Origin of the sequence: Flavobacterium taihuense (genome assembly GCF_019351435.1) — a bacterium.
GTDB classification, from domain to species: domain Bacteria; phylum Bacteroidota; class Bacteroidia; order Flavobacteriales; family Flavobacteriaceae; genus Flavobacterium; species Flavobacterium taihuense.
The window spans coordinates 1-16,933 of the sequence record NZ_JAHWYN010000005.1 but is presented as its reverse complement, the minus strand read 5'-3'; the positions used below and the strand labels follow the sequence as shown (position 1 = coordinate 16,933).

The window sequence follows — 16,933 nt, the reverse complement described above, 5'->3', positions numbered from 1 at the left end:
TATGGCAACAATTGTAACAATGCCTCGCTTGAGCGATACTATGACAGAAGGAACGGTAGCAGCTTGGCTTAAAAAAGTAGGAGACAAAATAAGCGAAGGTGATATCCTTGCTGAAATTGAAACCGACAAAGCAACTATGGAATTTGAATCCTTCAATGAAGGAACACTTTTATATATTGGAATCCCAGAAGGAGAAACTGCACCAGTAGATTCTTTATTGGCAATTATCGGAAACGAAGGTGAAGATGTATCAGCTTTAATCGCTGGAGGTTCTGCAGCACCCGTTGCAGCAGAATCAGCTCCTACAGTAGCTGAAGCAAAAACAACTGAAGCTGTTACGACAGCTCCAGTAGCAGCAGCTTTACCAAAAGGAGTGATCGTAGTAACAATGCCTCGTTTGAGCGATACTATGACCGAAGGAACAGTAGCTACTTGGTTGAAAAAAGTGGGGGACAAGATTGTGGAAGGAGATATTCTTGCTGAAATCGAAACCGATAAAGCTACAATGGAATTCGAATCTTTCAATGAAGGAACTTTGTTGTTCATTGGAATTCAAGAAGGAAATACAGCTCCAGTGGATAGCCTTTTGGCAATCATAGGGCCTGCAGGAACAGACATTACGGGAATCGCTGAAAACTATAAAATAGGTGGAACTGCACCAGCAGCAACTGCAGCAAAAGAAGAAGTTAAAGCTACAACATCAGAATCTGCTGAAGTAATTGAAACAGTCAGTGACGGAAAAAGAATCTTGGCATCACCATTAGCTAAAAAAATAGCAAATGACAAAGGAATTCAATTAGCACAAGTGAAAGGATCAGGAGAAAATGGTCGTATCGTAAAAAGCGACATCGAAAACTTCACTCCTGCTACTGCTCCAAGTGCAACAGCATCAAAAGCTCCTGAATCTGCTAAAACAGAAGCTCCAAAAGTATTCGTACCTGCTGGAGAAATTTTCACCGAAGAAATCAAAAATTCGCAAATGCGTAAAATCATTGCGAAACGTTTGGCTGAATCATTGTTCACCGCACCTCATTACAACCTAGTAATCGAAGTAACAATGGACGAGGCAATGCAATCTAGAGCAATCATCAATAACGTTCCAGATACAAAAGTATCTTTCAACGACATGGTAATTAAAGCTTGTGCATTAGCATTGAAAAAACATCCAAAAATCAACTCACAATGGAAAGAAGATGCCATCATCATCAATCACCATGTAAATGTTGGGGTAGCTGTAGCTGTTGAAGACGGATTAGTTGTTCCTGTCCTAAGATTTACAGACGCAATGAGTTTATCTCAAATTGGCACAAGCGTTAGAGATCTTGCCGGTAGAGCCAAAAACAAAAAATTATTACCTACTGAAATGGAAGGAAGCACTTTCACTGTTTCAAATCTGGGTATGTTTGGTATTACTGAATTCAACTCAATCATCAATCAACCAAACTCAGCTATTTTATCAGTTGGAGCAATTGTTGAGAAACCAGTAGTTAAAAACGGTCAGATTGTAGTTGGAAACACTATGATGTTATCATTGGCTTGTGACCACAGAACAATTGACGGTGCGACGGGAGCTCAATTTTTACAAACATTAAAACAATACATCGAAAACCCAGTTACAATGCTGGCGTAATAGATTTATTTTTATAATTTAAATCCCGTTTTGATTCGTCAAACGGGATTTTTTTATTTTATTTACAGTTATAAAATAGTCCTCCATAAAATGAAAAAAACATTCCTAGTTACTATCTTTTTCACCATTTTAGCTTGTCAGAAAAAAGATAATTTCGAAAAAACAACAATCGTCAAAGACGAACATTCTTTCTCAAAACCCAATCATACGGTTGTAAAGCATTTGGATCTTGATATTAAAATTGACTTCAAATCTCAATCCATTTCTGGAAAAGCCTCTTGGCAAATTGACAATAAAAGCAAAGGCAACGAAATACTATTTGACGAAAACAAGTTGAACATTACTAAAGTGACTCTTGGTGATGAAGAAAAAGAAACAAAGTTTGAACTCGGGGAGGAAGTTGAATTCCACGGAAGGCCACTTCATATCACAATTGAACCAAATACGACTAAAGTCAATATTTACTATAATACAACTAAAGACGCTGTTGCATTGCAATGGCTAAATCCTCAACAAACTGCAGATAAAAAGAAACCATTCCTTTTCTCTCAAGGTGAAAGCATCTGGTCACGTACTTGGATCCCTTGTCAGGATTCTCCTGGCATTCGATTTACGTATAATGCAAAAATAACCGTTCCAAAAGATTTAATGGCAGTAATGAGTGCCGTTAATCCACAACAAAAAAACGATACGGGAATCTATACTTTCAAACAAGATAAAGCGATTCCTTCCTATTTAATGGCAATAGCCGTTGGAGATATTGAGTTTAAAGCTATTGATGATCGAACAGGCGTTTATGCTGAACCTTCATTACTTAACAAAGCGGCTTGGGAGTTTGCCTACTTAGGTAAAATGGTTAGTGCTGCAGAAAAACTATACGGTCCCTATCGCTGGGGCAGGTATGATGTACTTGTCCTTCCACCAAGCTTCCCTTACGGAGGAATGGAAAATCCAAACTTAACGTTTCTAACTCCTGGAGTGATCGCTGGAGATCGTTCTTTGACTAGTTTATTAGCACATGAATTAGGTCACAGTTGGAGCGGTAACCTTGTTACCAATGCTACTTGGGACGATATCTGGCTGAATGAAGGTTTTACCACTTATGTAGAACATCGCATTGGCGAAGCAATATTTGGGGTCAAAGAAGCAAAAATGCAGGACGCTTTAAGCCGTAAAGTATTGCTTGATAACATCGTTGAATTTGGGAACACAAACCCAGATACTCGACTTAAAATAAATACTACAGGAAGAAATGCAGATGATGGCTTAAGCGACATTCCTTATGAAAAAGGATATGATTTTCTAAAAGTAATTGAACAAGCGGTTGGACGTGAAAAATTCGATGTTTTTATCAAGAACTATTTCGATGCACATTCTTTTCAATCTATAACTACGGAAGATTTTGTGCGCTATTTAAATGATAATCTTATAAAAAAAGACAAATCTCTTGCCAATAAAATAAAAGTAGAAGAGTGGATATACAAACCTGGCTTACCATCAAATATAACAAAGGTTTTTTCTGAAGATTTTAATGCAATAGACAATATTCAGAAAAATTGGAGGAAAACAGGTGTTAAAGGTTTGGCTCTAAAAATAAAGTCGACCAACGAAAAACAACATTTCATAGATTATCTTCCTGAAGATATTACACCAAAAGAAATGGCCGAAATTGATACCGAATTTAACTTTACAAAAGGCGGCAACTTCGTCATCAAACGTCAATGGTTTGTTCCTGCAATTCGTCATCATTATACTATAGCCTATCCTACAATAGAGCAATTTATGATTTCGACCAGCAGAACGGGCTCTTTGCAGACACTTTACAAAGAAATGGTAAAAACACCCGAAGGAAAAGCTTGGGCAAAACAGATTTTTGAAAAAGCTAAATCAGGATATCATTTAACTACTGTTCAAAGTATTGAAGGATTATTAAAATAAAAATGGCTTAGGATAACTAAAGATCTCGTATTTATGCTATACGCGTGAGGGATAGCAGCTAGCTACCGAAGTAGCGCGGATAGCCCGACCGCAATATAAAATGGGGCCACTCTAGACGCAATCTAAAGTAGCCCCATTTTATATTGCGGTCACGCCCAACTTATTTTGAAAACGAAATTTTGAATTTTACTTCGGACTCGTGGCGATGACAAATTTTAAGTTGTTCTTGACTCCTATTTGCAATACATCGACCAAATCCTGCACTTGCAAATTGAACGGAATTCGAACAATTACCGTTTGATCTTTTTGGGTATTCATTTTAGACATTAAAGTGGTTTCTAACTCTTCGAAAGCAACGGGTTGCTTGTCGATATAGAATTTCTTGTCTTCGGTAACCGATAAACTAATGTATTGTTTGTTCGTTTTTTCATTTGTTTTTGACTTTGGCAACGTCATTTTAATCACATTCGGATTGGCCAAAGTGGATATTATCAGAAAAAAAAGCAACAAAAAAAACATAATATCACTCAAAGAGGAAGTAGCTACTTCGGCGTGAAATCTTCTTTTTCTTTTGATAGACATGACTTATGCTTTTTGAATAATATTTACGAATTCCAATATTTGCTTTTGCACTTTTAGCGCATAATTATCAATCTTCCCGTTCAGCAAGTGATAGGCACTGTAGGCAATAATCCCAACAATAAGACCAGAACCACTGCTGATCATTTTTTCGTACAAACCTCCTGAAATATTACCAATACTGATGTTTTCGGTTACAGAGATGCTATAGAAAATCTTGATTACCCCAGAAATCGTACCGATAAAACCTAATGTGGGCGCGATACCCGCAATCAATCCGAGTTGCCCCAAGTGTTGCTCCATTTGGGCAATCTCGATATCGGCAGCACGATCCATATTCGATTCTATTTCGGCAATGGGACGGCCAATCAATAAAATTCCTTCTTTGATTACATTTCCAGAAGCTGTATTGGTTCTTTCGGTAATAGAACGCGCCAAATCGAAATTGCCTGCCGTCAGATGATCGCGTACGTCACGCATCAAAAGTGGGTCAACTTTGGATACTTTATTGATGAACAAATACCGTTCTATGATTACATAAAAAGTGTAAAATAATAAAATTGCGATGGGAATTAAAAAAAACCCTCCTTTTAGAATGAATCCTAAAACAGAGATTTCGGTATTTGGTGCTATTTTTTCAATAACAACATTGGAGGCAGCCGTGGCAAGAGTATCAGCTTGTAATTGTATGAAACTAAACATATATTATTCTGGGTTTATAATCATTAATTCTAAAAAATATTTCAATTTTGCATTAAAAAATTCAACTGTAATATTAAACTAAAAAAAGCGAAAAATATTTCAATTTACAACTATTTTATCAAAAAATAATGAACTATCAAGAAACCACAAACTGGATGTTTAGTCAACTTCCAATGTATCAATTGCAAGGGGCTTCGGCTTATAAAAAAGACTTAACCAATGTTAATCTACTGGCAGATCATCTTGATAATCCAGAAAAAAAAATAAAATGCATACACGTTGCAGGAACAAACGGTAAAGGCTCTACTTCACACATGCTGGCTTCCATCCTACAAGAAGCGGGGTACAAAGTAGGCTTATATACTTCTCCTCACTTAAAAGACTTTCGGGAACGTATCAAAATTAATGGCACTGAAATCTCCGAGCATTTTGTTTGCGAATTTATTGAGCAACATAAATCTTTTTTTGAAGCCAATGACATGAGTTTCTTCGAAATGTCTGTTGGACTGGCCTTTGATTATTTTGCAAAAGAAAAAGTGGATATCGCCATTATCGAAGTGGGATTGGGCGGAAGACTGGATGCGACAAACATTATTACTCCAATGGTATCGGTAATTACTAATATCGGTATCGATCACGTACAGTTTTTGGGGAATACGTTCGAATCTATTGCCACCGAAAAAGCGGGAATCATCAAACCTGGAATCCCGGTTGTCATTGGTGAATATACGCCAGAAACTCAGCCTGTTTTTTTAGCAAAAGCGTTTGCCAACAAATCTAAAATCTATTTTGCTTCTGATTTGATTTCCGAAACGAATCCTTCTGATTTACTGGGCGATTATCAGTCACATAATAAAAAGACGGTTATCCAAACCATCACAATTTTAAACGAGCAAACTGATTTTAAGGTGAGTATCGAAACCCTTAAATCAGGTTTACTGCATGTAGTCAAAAACACCGGATTACTAGGCAGATGGCAACAATTGGGCGACAACCCAAAAATAATTTGCGACACGGCTCACAACAAAAACGGTCTGGAAATTGTTTTGAAACAAATACAAAAAGAGACTTTTAATAACTTACATATTGTATTAGGAGTTGTCAATGACAAAGAGCTGAATGAAGTATTACCTTTATTTCCCAAAAATGCAATTTATTATTTCTGCAAACCGAATATTCCGCGAGGTTTAGACGCGAATCAATTACAGGAAAAAGCATTGTCCTTTTCACTTATAGGAAATGCATACAATTCTGTAACAGAAGCTTATATCGAGGCTAAGAATAATTCTACAAAAGACGATTTCATCTATATTGGTGGTAGTACCTTTGTAGTGGCTGAATTGCCTTTAAATAAAGAGGTTTAAACAATTCTTAATTTTTTCTTTAAAAATAAATTAATAATTCACAACTACTTGATTAACAATTTATTAAATTTATAAGTGTTTTATGTTAATTAATCATTTAATTTTTATTTTATTATGAGAAAGAGACCTTTTTTTTCGTTGGGAATGTTAATTTTAACATTCCTCCTAAGCATAAATATTTATGCTCAAGATCCCCCCAAACCTGTATTTATTACGATGACAACCCTACACAGAAATTTAGACACTGACGGTAAAGATTGGAAGGCAACGGAACAAGAGTATTTTGATAAAATAACTAGCAAAAATGATTTAATAATTGGCTCGGAAATTCTCACCCACTATTACACCGGAAATAGCACAGAAGTCATTTTGGTAAATGTTTACAAAACCTGGGAAGACATTGAAAAAGCACAAGCTATCTCTGATGAACTTGCGAAAAAAGCGTGGTCGGATGAAAAAGCGAGAACTGCTTTTTTCGACAAACACAGAAGCTATTATGTTCCATTACACTCGGACGAAATTTACGCTTCGATTGAAACAATAGGCATGAAAGAATTCAAACCATCGACAAAAGAACCTATGATTGTTTACATCCGAAAATCGCAAATGTCAATGACCGGGAAAGGGAAAGGAATGAAGGAATACAATGAAAAAATTACCCTGAAAGACCCTTTCATAAAAGGTTATTATCCTTTCCGTCATTCTTGGGGTTCGGACAGCAGAGATTTTATGGAAGCCTATTTTTATGACTCTTTTGCCGATATTGAAAAATCCAATCAAAAACAAGATGAATTAGTAAAAGCTGCATGGCCAAAAGAAGCCGACAGCAAAGCTTTTTTTGATGAATTAAAATTGGTTTTCACTGGTATTCATGGTGATTATATTTACCATAATCTACCAAGTACTTCAAAATAAAAAGAATAAAAAAAGTACAAATTGCTTTGACAAATTTAGCTGAGCAATTTGTACTGTTCTTTATTTAAAAATACAAATTCTCTTTGACATTGCTTTATTTTGACGAAGTCGATTTTTTTGCCTGTTTATCTTTATCCTTAAAATAACCTCTCAATAAGAAACTGCTCTGGGCAGCCTTAAGATCTTCATCTAATTTTTCAGAACTGCTTTCCAAATTCTCTATTGTCTTTTTTAAACTGGCTCCTGATTCTTCATCATGCAACAAAATGCCTATGGTTGAGTTGGGATTACTACTAGCCACTTTTAGATTTTCCATGAATACATTGGCAGTTTTGGTCATCTTTTCTAATTCTGAAACTGATTTTTTAATCGAATTAAAAACAATGGTATCAGATACCAAATCATTCGCGAGAGATCCTTTTATGTTCAATTTAGCACTATATTCATTAAGGGAAGCAATTAATTTATCTGCATTTACAGAGGCATTATTAAGCGACAAGGCCACTGTATTAATATTGTCATATAATACATTGTCATTTAGCAATTTTCCAACAGTTCCGTCATTTGTGGTTAGCTTATGACTAATTTTCTTAAAATCTGTAGTTATTGCCAAAAGGTTTTCATTGTTTTTCTGTAAAGTATTCATCATATTCTCTGTAGAATAAGTGTTACCAACCATCAAGGTATCTCCATCTCTTACCGCTTGCGAATTTTCAGTGCCTCCATAAATTATAACAACTTTATTTCCAATAAGTCCATCCGTTCCTATTTTAGTTTTAGCATTTTTCACGATAAACTCTTGCGCCGTGTTTTCAATATCTAAAGTCACCCAAACATTCCTTTTTTTACTGATTCTAATGCTTCTTACCTTACCGATTTTGACTCCCGAAAGCCATACATTGGCTCCTGCTTGCAATCCGTTTACTTCGTCAAAAACAGAAACTAATTGCATTTTTTTCTTGAAGGTCTCGTGAAGATTTCCAACCATTAGAATGCCTCCAAAAAGAAATACCATTCCTATAAAAATAAAGAGACCTACATACAGACCACGCTTATTTGATGATTCGTTCATAACTTAAAGTGTAAAATTATAAGAGAAAAATTTTTTAATCTGTTCTTCATCAGTATTAAAGACATCTTCAAATGTTCCAATTTTTAAAAATGTTCCATCTATCAACATGGCAATGCGTTCGCAAGTATTTTTTGCACAAGTGAGATCATGTGTAATGATAATAGAACTTGTTTTATACTGCTGTTGAACCTCGACAATAAGGGCATTAATTTCAGCACAAGTAACAGGATCTAAACCCGCAGTTGGTTCATCGTACAACATTATTTCTGGCTTCATAATTAATGTTCGGGCAATACCCAATCTCTTTCGTTGCCCACCAGAAAGTTCTTCAGGATTTCTTTCAATTTTATCAATCAAACCTACCGCATCAAGTGCTTCTTCAACAGCATCATTCACTTGCTTTCGGCTAAGATGTTTTATATTCATGGTTAAGGGAAACGACAAATTATCAAACACACTCATTCCATCATACAAGGCACTACTTTGAAATGAAAATCCCATACGCAATCTCAATTCATCCAATTCTTTTGGTTGCAATTGACCCAGTTGTTTGCCCAACATCGTTACATTTCCTCTATCAGGCTTTAATAAACCAGCCAAAATTTTTATCAAAACCGATTTACCGGAACCTGACCTACCCAGTACGGCTAAATTTTCACCTTTTTGAACCGTCAAATCAACGCCTTTCAAAACCTCAAGTTCACCAAAGGACTTATACAATTCTTCTATTTTTATGACAGTTTCTTCTGGATTGATTAATTGAATTTTGTCTTTTTCCATAATTAAAAGTATCTAATCCAATTAACAATTTGTACTATAATGACCTCTTCAAGAAAGATGAGAAATATCGAAAGTATGACTGCTTGATTGGTTGCCTTACCAACACCTCGCGTACCATGTGTTGCAAAAAAACCTTTGTAACTGCTAACAATCCCAATTGTAAATCCATAAACCAAAGCTTTTGTAACCGATGAAAAAATATCTAGAAAAGAAATGTTAGTAAAAGCATTATGATAAAACACTTGCAAACTTGTCGCCTCTTCGTTCGAAACATTGTAATAAGAACCAATCAATCCAATAAAACTGCAATAAAAGGAAAGTATAGGAATAGATATAGTTGTAGCCATAACCCTCGTAACTACCAGATATTTAAAAGGATTAATAGCCGATACTTCCATTGCATCAATTTGCTCGGTTACTTTCATTGACCCCAGTTCAGCGCTGATACTAGAGCCTACTTTTCCAGCGCAAATGAGTGAGGTTACCAATGGACCTAGAGCTCTCATTATGGCAATCCCCATTAATGATGGAAGCCAAGAAACCGCTCCAAAACTTTCTAAAGATGGTCGCGATTGTTTGGTAAAAACAACTCCAACAATAAAACCTGTAAGTGTTATTAAAGAAAGAGATTTTAATCCAATCTCAAAACACTGATTAATAATTTCCCGAAAATGAAAAGGAGAGGTAAAAGCTTCTTTAAAAAAACGAATTGTAAACCGGTAACCATTATAAACACCTTCAAAATAAGAATCTATTTCCTTTGAAAACAAATATTTTTTTGTGCCTACAGTGTTCATTTTCTCTTTTTTATTAAATTTCCTAGTTTGCGATTCTTCTTATTCATAAAGAGAACACCTTTTTCACTTATACAAAACAATTAAGAAATCTTTATAAATTTACAAAAAAAAGCTACATAATCCAGGCGCTTTTCAAGTAATTTACATCTAGCAAACAAAATGTTGGTTAGAACAAAACAGAAGTCAAAAAAAAGGAGTTAGAAATAAATAAGTATTTCTAACTCCTTTTTTACAATAAAGAAAAAGATTCCCTTTTAAAGCTAATCTATATGTAAAATGCTATTTTTTATTTTAGAAAAACCACCCATCCACATTTCAAACATTGATATGCCAACAAATAAAAAATTACACTCCATGAAAAATTTAATCCACATCTTGAGTTTCCTCAATTTCATCCCCTTTTCTGCCCACTTTTACTTTTGGATTGTCTTTGGTTCCTGTTACTGTCAGCGGAATTCCAATAATTCCTAACGGCGGTAGTCCCAATCTCATTTTGATATTTAATTTACCATCCAGACTTGAGGTACCTTCAATTCTTGGTCTGAAACCTGCAAATTTAAATTTGAATCGTTCAATGGTAATGATGTTGTTTTTCACTGTAGTTTTAATGTCTACTTTGGATAGCTCCGGATTTTTAATAGCTTCATGATCTGTAGTTTTGCTCACAGCATTAAACATTTTCATTCCTTTTACTTTTACATCTTTGATAGAAAGAACCCCGCCTCCTATTAAAGAAGGATAAATAGGCATCATTTGTTGGTTCAGCCTTCCTTTTATTTTATAATCCAAAGAGATAATTCCTTCTGCATTCTCGGCAGCACTAGCCATTTCCCTGAACATTTTTACTTCTTTGTAGGCTCTTTTGATATCAAAATCGGTAGCTTTTATACTGTATTCAAATACTGCTTTTTTAGGATTCATTCCTTGGTAAGCAGCATTCATAACAACATTACAACCAATTAAATTGAATCCCGTATTTTGCATAAGCATTTTTCCATTCTTTATTTTTACGGCACCTTTTCCGTCTTGCAAAATAAGTCCTTGATAATTTATTTTGTGAGCCGTAGCGTAAAATTGCAAATCCAAATTTGATGGAATTAAAATCACACCTGTTTCTTGAGTTGCAAGTTGCGGTGCATTATTAGTAGCTACAGTTGTAACAGGAGATGAAACAACAGGAGTACTCGACATAAATTCATCAACATTGATATACTTTGAATTTAAAGTAAATTCCCCTCTCAAAACTCCATTTTTGGAAGCTATAAAGTTGAATACATTTTGCAGATAACCATTCAATTTAAAATCGGACTGGTCATAAGAAGCCAAAAAAGTATTGAAAGACATTTTGTCTTGCTTGAATCTAAAAATCCCTTCCTTAATTAATAATGATTTTGGCAGGTACTCCGTAGCCACATTTATATTTCTGATTTCAAGGGTTCCTTTGTTTTGCAAACGACTGTAATTTCCTTTTTCGGCATCGCTTTGTATTCCTTTTAGAGCTAAATCAGCTTTTATAAAACCATCTACATCAAGTCCTTTTTGCGAAAATACTTTGTAGATTTTGCTAATATTCAATATCCCTTTAGCCTTGATATCGTAATTCAAATCATCAAAATTTTTCAAATCGGCTTCAACCAAGAAAGGTTCTCCCTCAAAAGAGAAAGTTACCGGTTTCAGAACCATTGAAAGATCCTTGTAGGTACCTTTTTTATCGGTAATCGCAGTATTGACATTGATATCAGTTATTGGATTTGGATAATATGGTGTTTTCACAAAACCATTAATCAAATTCAATCTTCCATTTGTAATTGGAAAAAGACCTCGTTTTTGATCGTATTTACCTTTGGCTTTTACATCGGAAATTAGTTTTCCTTTCAATTCAATGTCAGAAATTCCTAAAGCACGATTCAATTTTTCCAAATCAATATTGGAATTCAAAACCATATCTATGTCTGGAGTGGTCAACCCTTTCATTTTCAATTGGGCTTTCAATTGATTTTTTTCTACGTTTAAAGAAACGTTCCGCACATTCAAATCTAAAAGTTCAGGATTCAAAGACGCCACTTTGGTACTGATATCCACATTCAAATTGGAAACAGGGAAAGCACTTTTATTATAATTGACGAATCCCTCTTTTAGCTTGAAATCTAAACTCAAGTCAGGAGCGATGTTTTGGGAAGCAATGTATTTTCCTTTAAGGGTAAAAAACAAATCTACATTCCCTTTCAATTCGGTATCTTTTAACCAAGTAATGTATTTTGGAGGAAAAGCAGTGAATAGATCGTACAAATTACTTTTGTTTGATTTTATTTTAAAATCAATATCATAACCCTCTTTCAAAAAATCAAATTTTCCAGTAAAATCAACCAGCAATTTATTGATAAAGAGGTCGTTTTGCTCAAAAACAAAAGACAGCGAATTGGTATTTATTTTAGTTATTAAATCTCCATCCACTTTTTTGTTCATCAAATAGGGTTCGTTTTCATAAATGATGTTCAGTTTTTCTATTTTGGCTTTTGAATGCAAAGCAAAAATAGCTTGGCTTAAATCTCCGTTTCCTACATAATTAAACCCTATTGCGTCGATATGCACTTTTGTTGATCGATCATCATAAATAATTTTGCTATTGGTGATTTCAATTTCCTCTAATTTTAATCCCGTTTCTTCTTTCTCCTTTTTTGGTTCAGTTTCTGGTTCGGATATGTAAACATTATAATTGGCCTCTCCTTTTTGGCTAACTTTGACATTAATCAACGAATTTAAAAGAAAAATTTGATCAATTTTTATAGCTTTACCAAAAATAAGACTGCTCAAATTGATTCCAAAAGCTACTTCTTTTGCAGTGATTAATTTTTCTTTTTGAAAAGGAATCGATCCATTAAGACTGAAATCATTTAAAGTCAATGTCAAGGATGGAAAATGAGTAAAAAAGGAAACATTGGCATCCGAATAATTCAGTTCTCCGTTTAATTTTTCATTAGCCGTTTTTTTGACCTGCTCTTTTATTTTGTCGGCAAAAAGTAAAGGTGCAATGAACATCAGCACCAATACCACCACAAGCGTAATTCCTGTGTATTTAAAAACCTTTAAAAAAATTGATTTGTAATTGACTGGAGCCATATGCGCGGTATGAATTAAATAAAAATTTATGAATAGCTACCCATGAACGGTTTCATTTTTACCATAATTGACAATAATCGAGGTTTCGAACTCAATCCATTCCTGCCAACGTTTATCGACATCAAAATTGTCTACATACTTTCTGGCAAAACCAAGGAAAGTAGTATAATGTCCGGCTTCTGAAATCATTAAATCACGATAGAATTTAGATAATTCCTGATCTTTTATGTTTTCGGATAAGACTTTAAATCGCTCACAACTTCTGGCTTCAATCATAGCCGAAAACAGTAGTCGATCCACCAAAGCGTCTTTGCGACTACCGTCTTTTTTCATGAATTTGAAAAGCTCATTCACATAATGATCTTTTCGTTCCCTGCCCAAAGTCAGACCTCTTCTTTTTATTAAATTGTGTACCAATTGTAAATGATCCAACTCTTCTTTTGCAATAACCAATAGTTCAGTCACCAATTCTTCTAACTCCGAGTTGTAAGCAATCAAACTTATGGCATTGGAGGCTGCTTTTTGTTCACACCAAGCATGATCGGTCAATATTTCCTCAATATTGTTTTCTACTATATTTACCCAACGCGGGTCGGTAACTAATTTTAATCCTAGCATAACAGGTAATTTTTAGTTCTGCAAAATTAGTCTTTTCCTTTTGAATTTCCATTTAAAATGATGCTTTAACCACCTAAATTGTATTATTTTGCACCATTATACCCAATTATTATGCTACAAATTCAAAATCTTTTAATCATAGGAACTGTATGGCCTGAACCCAATTCTTCGGCAGCTGGCGGTCGAATGCTTCAGTTGATTACCCAGTTTCAGCAACAAGGATTTACCATTACGTTTGCCAGTCCGGCTATGGACAGTGAATTTATGGCTGATTTGAAGTCCTTAGATGTGAAAAAAAAATCAATTGTTTTGAACTGTTCCAGTTTTGATGTTTTCGTCAAAGAAATGAATCCTACTATTGTTTTATTTGACCGTTTTATGATGGAAGAGCAATTCGGATGGCGCGTTGCCGAAAATTGCCCTTATGCCTTACGAATATTGGATACCGAAGATATGCATTGTTTGAGGCTGGCCCGACAGAAAGCTTTTAAGGAGAAACGCAAATTTGAATTTGTTGATTTATTAAAAGAAGAAATTGCCAAAAGAGAAATCGCCAGTATTTTGAGAAGTGATTTGTCATTGATAATATCTGAATTCGAAATGGATATATTAAAAACGACTTTTAAAATTGATGAAAAACTGCTGTATTATCTACCCTTTTTGTTGGAAACAATTTTAGAAGCTACTTTTAAAAATTTTCCTTCGTTTGAGATCAGAAAGAATTTTGTTTTTATTGGCAACTTTCTTCACGAACCCAATTGGAATGCCGTTCAATATCTAAAAGAAACGATTTGGCCTCTACTGAGAAAACAACTACCCGAAGCTGAACTTCATATTTACGGAGCATATCCCTCTCAAAAAGTAATGCAACTGCACCAGCCAAAAGAAGGTTTTCATATTAAAGGGCGAGCAAACGATGCTAATGAAGTAGCGCAAAACGCAAGAATTGTTTTGGCTCCGTTGCGTTTTGGCGCTGGTATTAAAGGAAAATTAATTGAAGCTATGCAATGTGGCACTCCGAGTATTACCACCACTATTGGCTCCGAATCCATGCATGGACATTTGCCTTGGAACGGTTTTGTAACTAATGACGTTATCAAATTTTCAGAAGCTGCCGTGCAATTATATCAAGACAAAAAACTTTGGACGGCCTCACAACAAAACGGAATTGCCATTATAAATCAACGCTATTCGAAAGAAATGTTTGAAAATGATTTTGCAAGCAAAATTGAATTTTTACGCTCTAACTTACCACAACATCGTTTGGATAATTTCTTTGGAGCATTGTTGCAGCATCACACTTTAAGCAGCACCAAATACATGTCACGCTGGATTGAAGCAAAAAACAATAAAAAGGAGTAATTCTGATGACATAATACCCACGGATTATGATAATCAAAGGGATTAATACCGATTCCTTTACCGTTTAATCGAAAAATTTCACAACAATCCTTAAAATTCATAACCTCTTGGCCGCTTTTATAGCTTAGAATCTTAGCAACTTAGGCTCTTAGCATCTATTTTCCGAATAAAAACCAATTTCACTACAAATTATTTAGATTTTAAAACACTAAATACCAGCAAACTAAATGTTTCCCTAAAATAAAAAGCAAAATTTATTTAAAAATGTTTTGCATAAGCGAAAAACTAGCCTATATTTGCACTCGCAATCACAAAATGATAGCAGCCTAATAAAACAGGGCGATTAGCTCAGCTGGTTCAGAGCACCTCGTTTACACCGAGGGGGTCGGGGGTTCGAACCCCTCATCGCCCACAAAACTTCTCAAGAAATTGAGAAGTTTTTTTTTGCCTTAAACTGAAATATTCGCAATTTTCAGGCATTAGCCCTAAAACAGGATAATGTATCAAGAACAAACCTTTGGGAGCAAATATCAAAATAAAATAAGAAATCTACAATCTAAGCATTCGAGAAGCCCCAAAAGACCTTTTAAAATTAATGCTACCTGATTTTTCAGTATAACACCTTAACGTGGTTTCTACCACTAACACAGAAGAAATATTACATTTGTATTTTGAGGAAAAAACTAAGCCCTCATAAGAGTTTGATGCATTTGCACTGGTATCAAAGGATTTTCAGGATGAGATTACCCTTCAGGGCTTTGCTCTCAGATGTAAATTAAACGATGTTGTTGGAGAAATATAACCTTTGGAGAAATTATTAAAAGAGATTGGCAGCTAGAAACCAAAGAAGCCACATGACTCAGGAGTTTGCTTCTTTTTAAAAAGAGATTAATAGATAAAAGACTACAGACTGCCACACCATTGGAGGTTTCTTGCGAGTTAACGGAAAGGAACTCCAAAGACAGCATAAAAAATACCAGAGCTCCTTCAGCACTTGGGCTTCACGTGAACACGCTTATCAATGGATTCTTTATCCTGAAAATATGAACACATATCTATCAATTGACGAAGTGGCTTTGTCTCAGGGAGAACTTTATACTATTGTGACCAACAAAAAAGCCAAAGGCAAAAAAGATTCCTTAGTGGCAATTGTTGCTGGAACTAAGACTGATCAAGTCATAGAGCACATCTGTAAAATTGATTATAAAAGCAGATGTTATGTCAAAGAAATAACATTGGATATGGCTAATTCTATGAAGTTAATTTCAAAGTATAGCTTCCCAAAAGCCGTACAGGTAACCGATAGATTTCATGTCTAAAAATTAGCCTTGGAAGCATTAAAGGAGATTAAGATCAAACATCGATGGGAAGCTATGGATTATACTAATTAATTGACGTTACAACAAAAAGAGAAAATAGAATATATACTCCAGAACTCTTACCTAATGGAAATTCTGTAAAATAACTTTTGGCCAGAAGCAAATATGTACGTTATAAATCTAGCGAAAAATAGACTGAGAGTCAAAATGAAAAAGTTAAAATGGTATTTGGGTTATATCCTGATATAAAAATAACCAATAACCTAATCCGGCAACCTCGGGGCATCTACAATAACAATAAAGACAAACACATTGCAATGAACAAACTAGGGCATTGGTGGAGGAATCAGCTTTTAAAAACTTTAATATCCTACTCAATACCATATTTTTAACTGCAAGTCAATTTTAAACTATTTTGACAATAGAAGTACGAATGCAGCTGCTGAATCTTTTAATGCAAAAATAAAAGCTTTTAGAAGTCAGTTTAGAGAGGTAAGGAAAGTTGACTTTTTATTATCCAGACTATCTAATCTTTTTACTTAATCCCCAAGTCTCACTTCTGATCCATTTAAGTTTTTAAAAATCTGTTTTTTTAAAACTATTGTAAAACAAAAAACCCCGTTTCTTTCGAAACGGGGTTTTAGTAAAAAAAGGCAGCGACATACTCTCCCACATAACTGCAGTACCATCTGCGCAGGCGGGCTTAACTACTCTGTTCGGGATGGGAAGAGGTGAGC

At 34.8% G+C, this 16,933-nt stretch carries 14 protein-coding genes, 1 tRNA gene and 1 rRNA gene; 8 read left to right on the top strand and 8 right to left on the bottom strand.

What is annotated here, in order from left to right; translation table 11 throughout:
• Nucleotide 1 precedes the first annotated feature (1 nt).
• Together KZH69_RS06735 and KZH69_RS06730 are read left to right on the top strand one after the other, a co-directional pair.
• The gene (locus KZH69_RS06735) at nucleotides 2–1,630 is read left to right on the top strand and encodes a dihydrolipoamide acetyltransferase family protein (protein ID WP_219316691.1); all 1,629 of its coding nucleotides are present in this window, start codon (nucleotides 2–4) and stop codon (nucleotides 1,628–1,630) included.
• Between the two features lie 90 nt (nucleotides 1,631–1,720).
• Complete coding sequence (locus KZH69_RS06730) at nucleotides 1,721–3,568, top strand: hydrolase/aminopeptidase (RefSeq protein ID WP_219316690.1); 1,848 nt, start codon at nucleotides 1,721–1,723, stop codon at nucleotides 3,566–3,568.
• 186 nt (nucleotides 3,569–3,754) lie between these two features.
• On the opposite strand, the gene KZH69_RS06725 is transcribed toward KZH69_RS06730, so the two are convergent.
• Both KZH69_RS06725 and KZH69_RS06720 read right to left on the bottom strand, forming a co-directional pair.
• Entirely contained in the window at nucleotides 3,755–4,150 is a 396-nt protein-coding gene (locus KZH69_RS06725; protein WP_219316689.1) for an ExbD/TolR family protein, read from the bottom strand.
• Nucleotides 4,151–4,153: 3 nt separating this feature from the next.
• Nucleotides 4,154–4,849: a MotA/TolQ/ExbB proton channel family protein gene (locus tag KZH69_RS06720; RefSeq protein ID WP_219316688.1), complete on the bottom strand. Its 696-nt coding sequence runs from the start codon at nucleotides 4,847–4,849 to the stop codon at nucleotides 4,154–4,156.
• A gap of 128 nt (nucleotides 4,850–4,977) precedes the next feature.
• On the opposite strand from KZH69_RS06720, the gene KZH69_RS06715 reads away from it, so the two are divergent.
• Both KZH69_RS06715 and KZH69_RS06710 read left to right on the top strand, forming a co-directional pair.
• Nucleotides 4,978–6,213: a bifunctional folylpolyglutamate synthase/dihydrofolate synthase gene (locus tag KZH69_RS06715; protein WP_219316687.1), complete on the top strand. Its 1,236-nt coding sequence runs from the start codon at nucleotides 4,978–4,980 to the stop codon at nucleotides 6,211–6,213.
• A 216-nt stretch (nucleotides 6,214–6,429) separates the two neighbouring features.
• Nucleotides 6,430–7,128, top strand: coding sequence for a hypothetical protein (locus KZH69_RS06710; RefSeq protein WP_219316686.1), 699 nt, complete (start codon nucleotides 6,430–6,432; stop codon nucleotides 7,126–7,128).
• A gap of 94 nt (nucleotides 7,129–7,222) precedes the next feature.
• Here KZH69_RS06710 and KZH69_RS06705 read toward each other — a convergent pair whose 3' ends face one another.
• The 5 genes from KZH69_RS06705 to KZH69_RS06685 form a co-directional block, all read right to left on the bottom strand.
• Complete coding sequence (locus tag KZH69_RS06705) at nucleotides 7,223–8,200, bottom strand: MlaD family protein (protein WP_219316685.1); 978 nt, start codon at nucleotides 8,198–8,200, stop codon at nucleotides 7,223–7,225.
• Between the two features lie 3 nt (nucleotides 8,201–8,203).
• Complete coding sequence (locus KZH69_RS06700; protein WP_219316684.1) at nucleotides 8,204–8,980, bottom strand: ABC transporter ATP-binding protein; 777 nt, start codon at nucleotides 8,978–8,980, stop codon at nucleotides 8,204–8,206.
• A gap of 2 nt (nucleotides 8,981–8,982) precedes the next feature.
• Nucleotides 8,983–9,777, bottom strand: coding sequence for an MlaE family ABC transporter permease (locus tag KZH69_RS06695; RefSeq protein WP_219316683.1), 795 nt, complete (start codon nucleotides 9,775–9,777; stop codon nucleotides 8,983–8,985).
• 363 nt (nucleotides 9,778–10,140) lie between these two features.
• Complete coding sequence (locus KZH69_RS06690) at nucleotides 10,141–12,897, bottom strand: AsmA family protein (protein ID WP_219316682.1); 2,757 nt, start codon at nucleotides 12,895–12,897, stop codon at nucleotides 10,141–10,143.
• A 36-nt stretch (nucleotides 12,898–12,933) separates the two neighbouring features.
• Nucleotides 12,934–13,515 (bottom strand): MiaE family protein, encoded by a 582-nt coding sequence (locus KZH69_RS06685; RefSeq protein WP_219316681.1) that lies wholly within the window; start codon nucleotides 13,513–13,515, stop codon nucleotides 12,934–12,936.
• A gap of 111 nt (nucleotides 13,516–13,626) precedes the next feature.
• Between KZH69_RS06685 and KZH69_RS06680 the strand changes: the two genes are divergently transcribed.
• The 4 genes from KZH69_RS06680 (at nucleotide 13,627) to KZH69_RS20660 (ending at nucleotide 16,739) form a co-directional block, all read left to right on the top strand.
• On the top strand, nucleotides 13,627–14,877 hold the full coding sequence (locus KZH69_RS06680) for a glycosyltransferase (RefSeq protein WP_219316680.1): 1,251 nt from the start codon (nucleotides 13,627–13,629) through the stop codon (nucleotides 14,875–14,877).
• Between the two features lie 337 nt (nucleotides 14,878–15,214).
• A tRNA-Val gene (locus tag KZH69_RS06675) sits at nucleotides 15,215–15,289 on the top strand.
• A 631-nt stretch (nucleotides 15,290–15,920) separates the two neighbouring features.
• Nucleotides 15,921–16,196, top strand: coding sequence for a transposase (locus tag KZH69_RS06670; protein ID WP_255557661.1), 276 nt, complete (start codon nucleotides 15,921–15,923; stop codon nucleotides 16,194–16,196).
• Between the two features lie 384 nt (nucleotides 16,197–16,580).
• Nucleotides 16,581–16,739 carry a transposase gene (locus tag KZH69_RS20660; RefSeq protein ID WP_369410646.1) on the top strand — a complete coding sequence of 53 codons (159 nt, stop codon included), beginning with the start codon at nucleotides 16,581–16,583 and terminating at the stop codon, nucleotides 16,737–16,739.
• A gap of 105 nt (nucleotides 16,740–16,844) precedes the next feature.
• Here the strand turns inward: KZH69_RS20660 and rrf are convergent.
• Nucleotides 16,845–16,933, bottom strand: a 5S ribosomal RNA gene (gene rrf / locus KZH69_RS06660); the annotation flags it as partial.

Excerpts from the sequence above, each read along its gene's own strand:
- KZH69_RS06720 (WP_219316688.1), bottom strand. The coding sequence starts at position 4,849 with ATGTTTAGTTTCATACAATTACAAGCTGATACTCTTGCCACGGCTGCC.
- KZH69_RS06685 (WP_219316681.1), bottom strand. The coding sequence starts at position 13,515 with ATGCTAGGATTAAAATTAGTTACCGACCCGCGTTGGGTAAATATAGTA.
- KZH69_RS06690 (WP_219316682.1), bottom strand. The coding sequence starts at position 12,897 with ATGGCTCCAGTCAATTACAAATCAATTTTTTTAAAGGTTTTTAAATAC.
- KZH69_RS06700 (WP_219316684.1), bottom strand. The coding sequence starts at position 8,980 with ATGGAAAAAGACAAAATTCAATTAATCAATCCAGAAGAAACTGTCATA.
- KZH69_RS06670 (WP_255557661.1), top strand. The coding sequence starts at position 15,921 with ATGAACACATATCTATCAATTGACGAAGTGGCTTTGTCTCAGGGAGAA.
- KZH69_RS06695 (WP_219316683.1), bottom strand. The coding sequence starts at position 9,777 with ATGAACACTGTAGGCACAAAAAAATATTTGTTTTCAAAGGAAATAGAT.
- KZH69_RS06680 (WP_219316680.1), top strand. The coding sequence starts at position 13,627 with ATGCTACAAATTCAAAATCTTTTAATCATAGGAACTGTATGGCCTGAA.
- KZH69_RS06735 (WP_219316691.1), top strand. The coding sequence starts at position 2 with ATGGCAACAATTGTAACAATGCCTCGCTTGAGCGATACTATGACAGAA.
- KZH69_RS06725 (WP_219316689.1), bottom strand. The coding sequence starts at position 4,150 with ATGTCTATCAAAAGAAAAAGAAGATTTCACGCCGAAGTAGCTACTTCC.
- KZH69_RS06715 (WP_219316687.1), top strand. The coding sequence starts at position 4,978 with ATGAACTATCAAGAAACCACAAACTGGATGTTTAGTCAACTTCCAATG.
- KZH69_RS06705 (WP_219316685.1), bottom strand. The coding sequence starts at position 8,200 with ATGAACGAATCATCAAATAAGCGTGGTCTGTATGTAGGTCTCTTTATT.
- KZH69_RS06710 (WP_219316686.1), top strand. The coding sequence starts at position 6,430 with ATGACAACCCTACACAGAAATTTAGACACTGACGGTAAAGATTGGAAG.
- KZH69_RS06730 (WP_219316690.1), top strand. The coding sequence starts at position 1,721 with ATGAAAAAAACATTCCTAGTTACTATCTTTTTCACCATTTTAGCTTGT.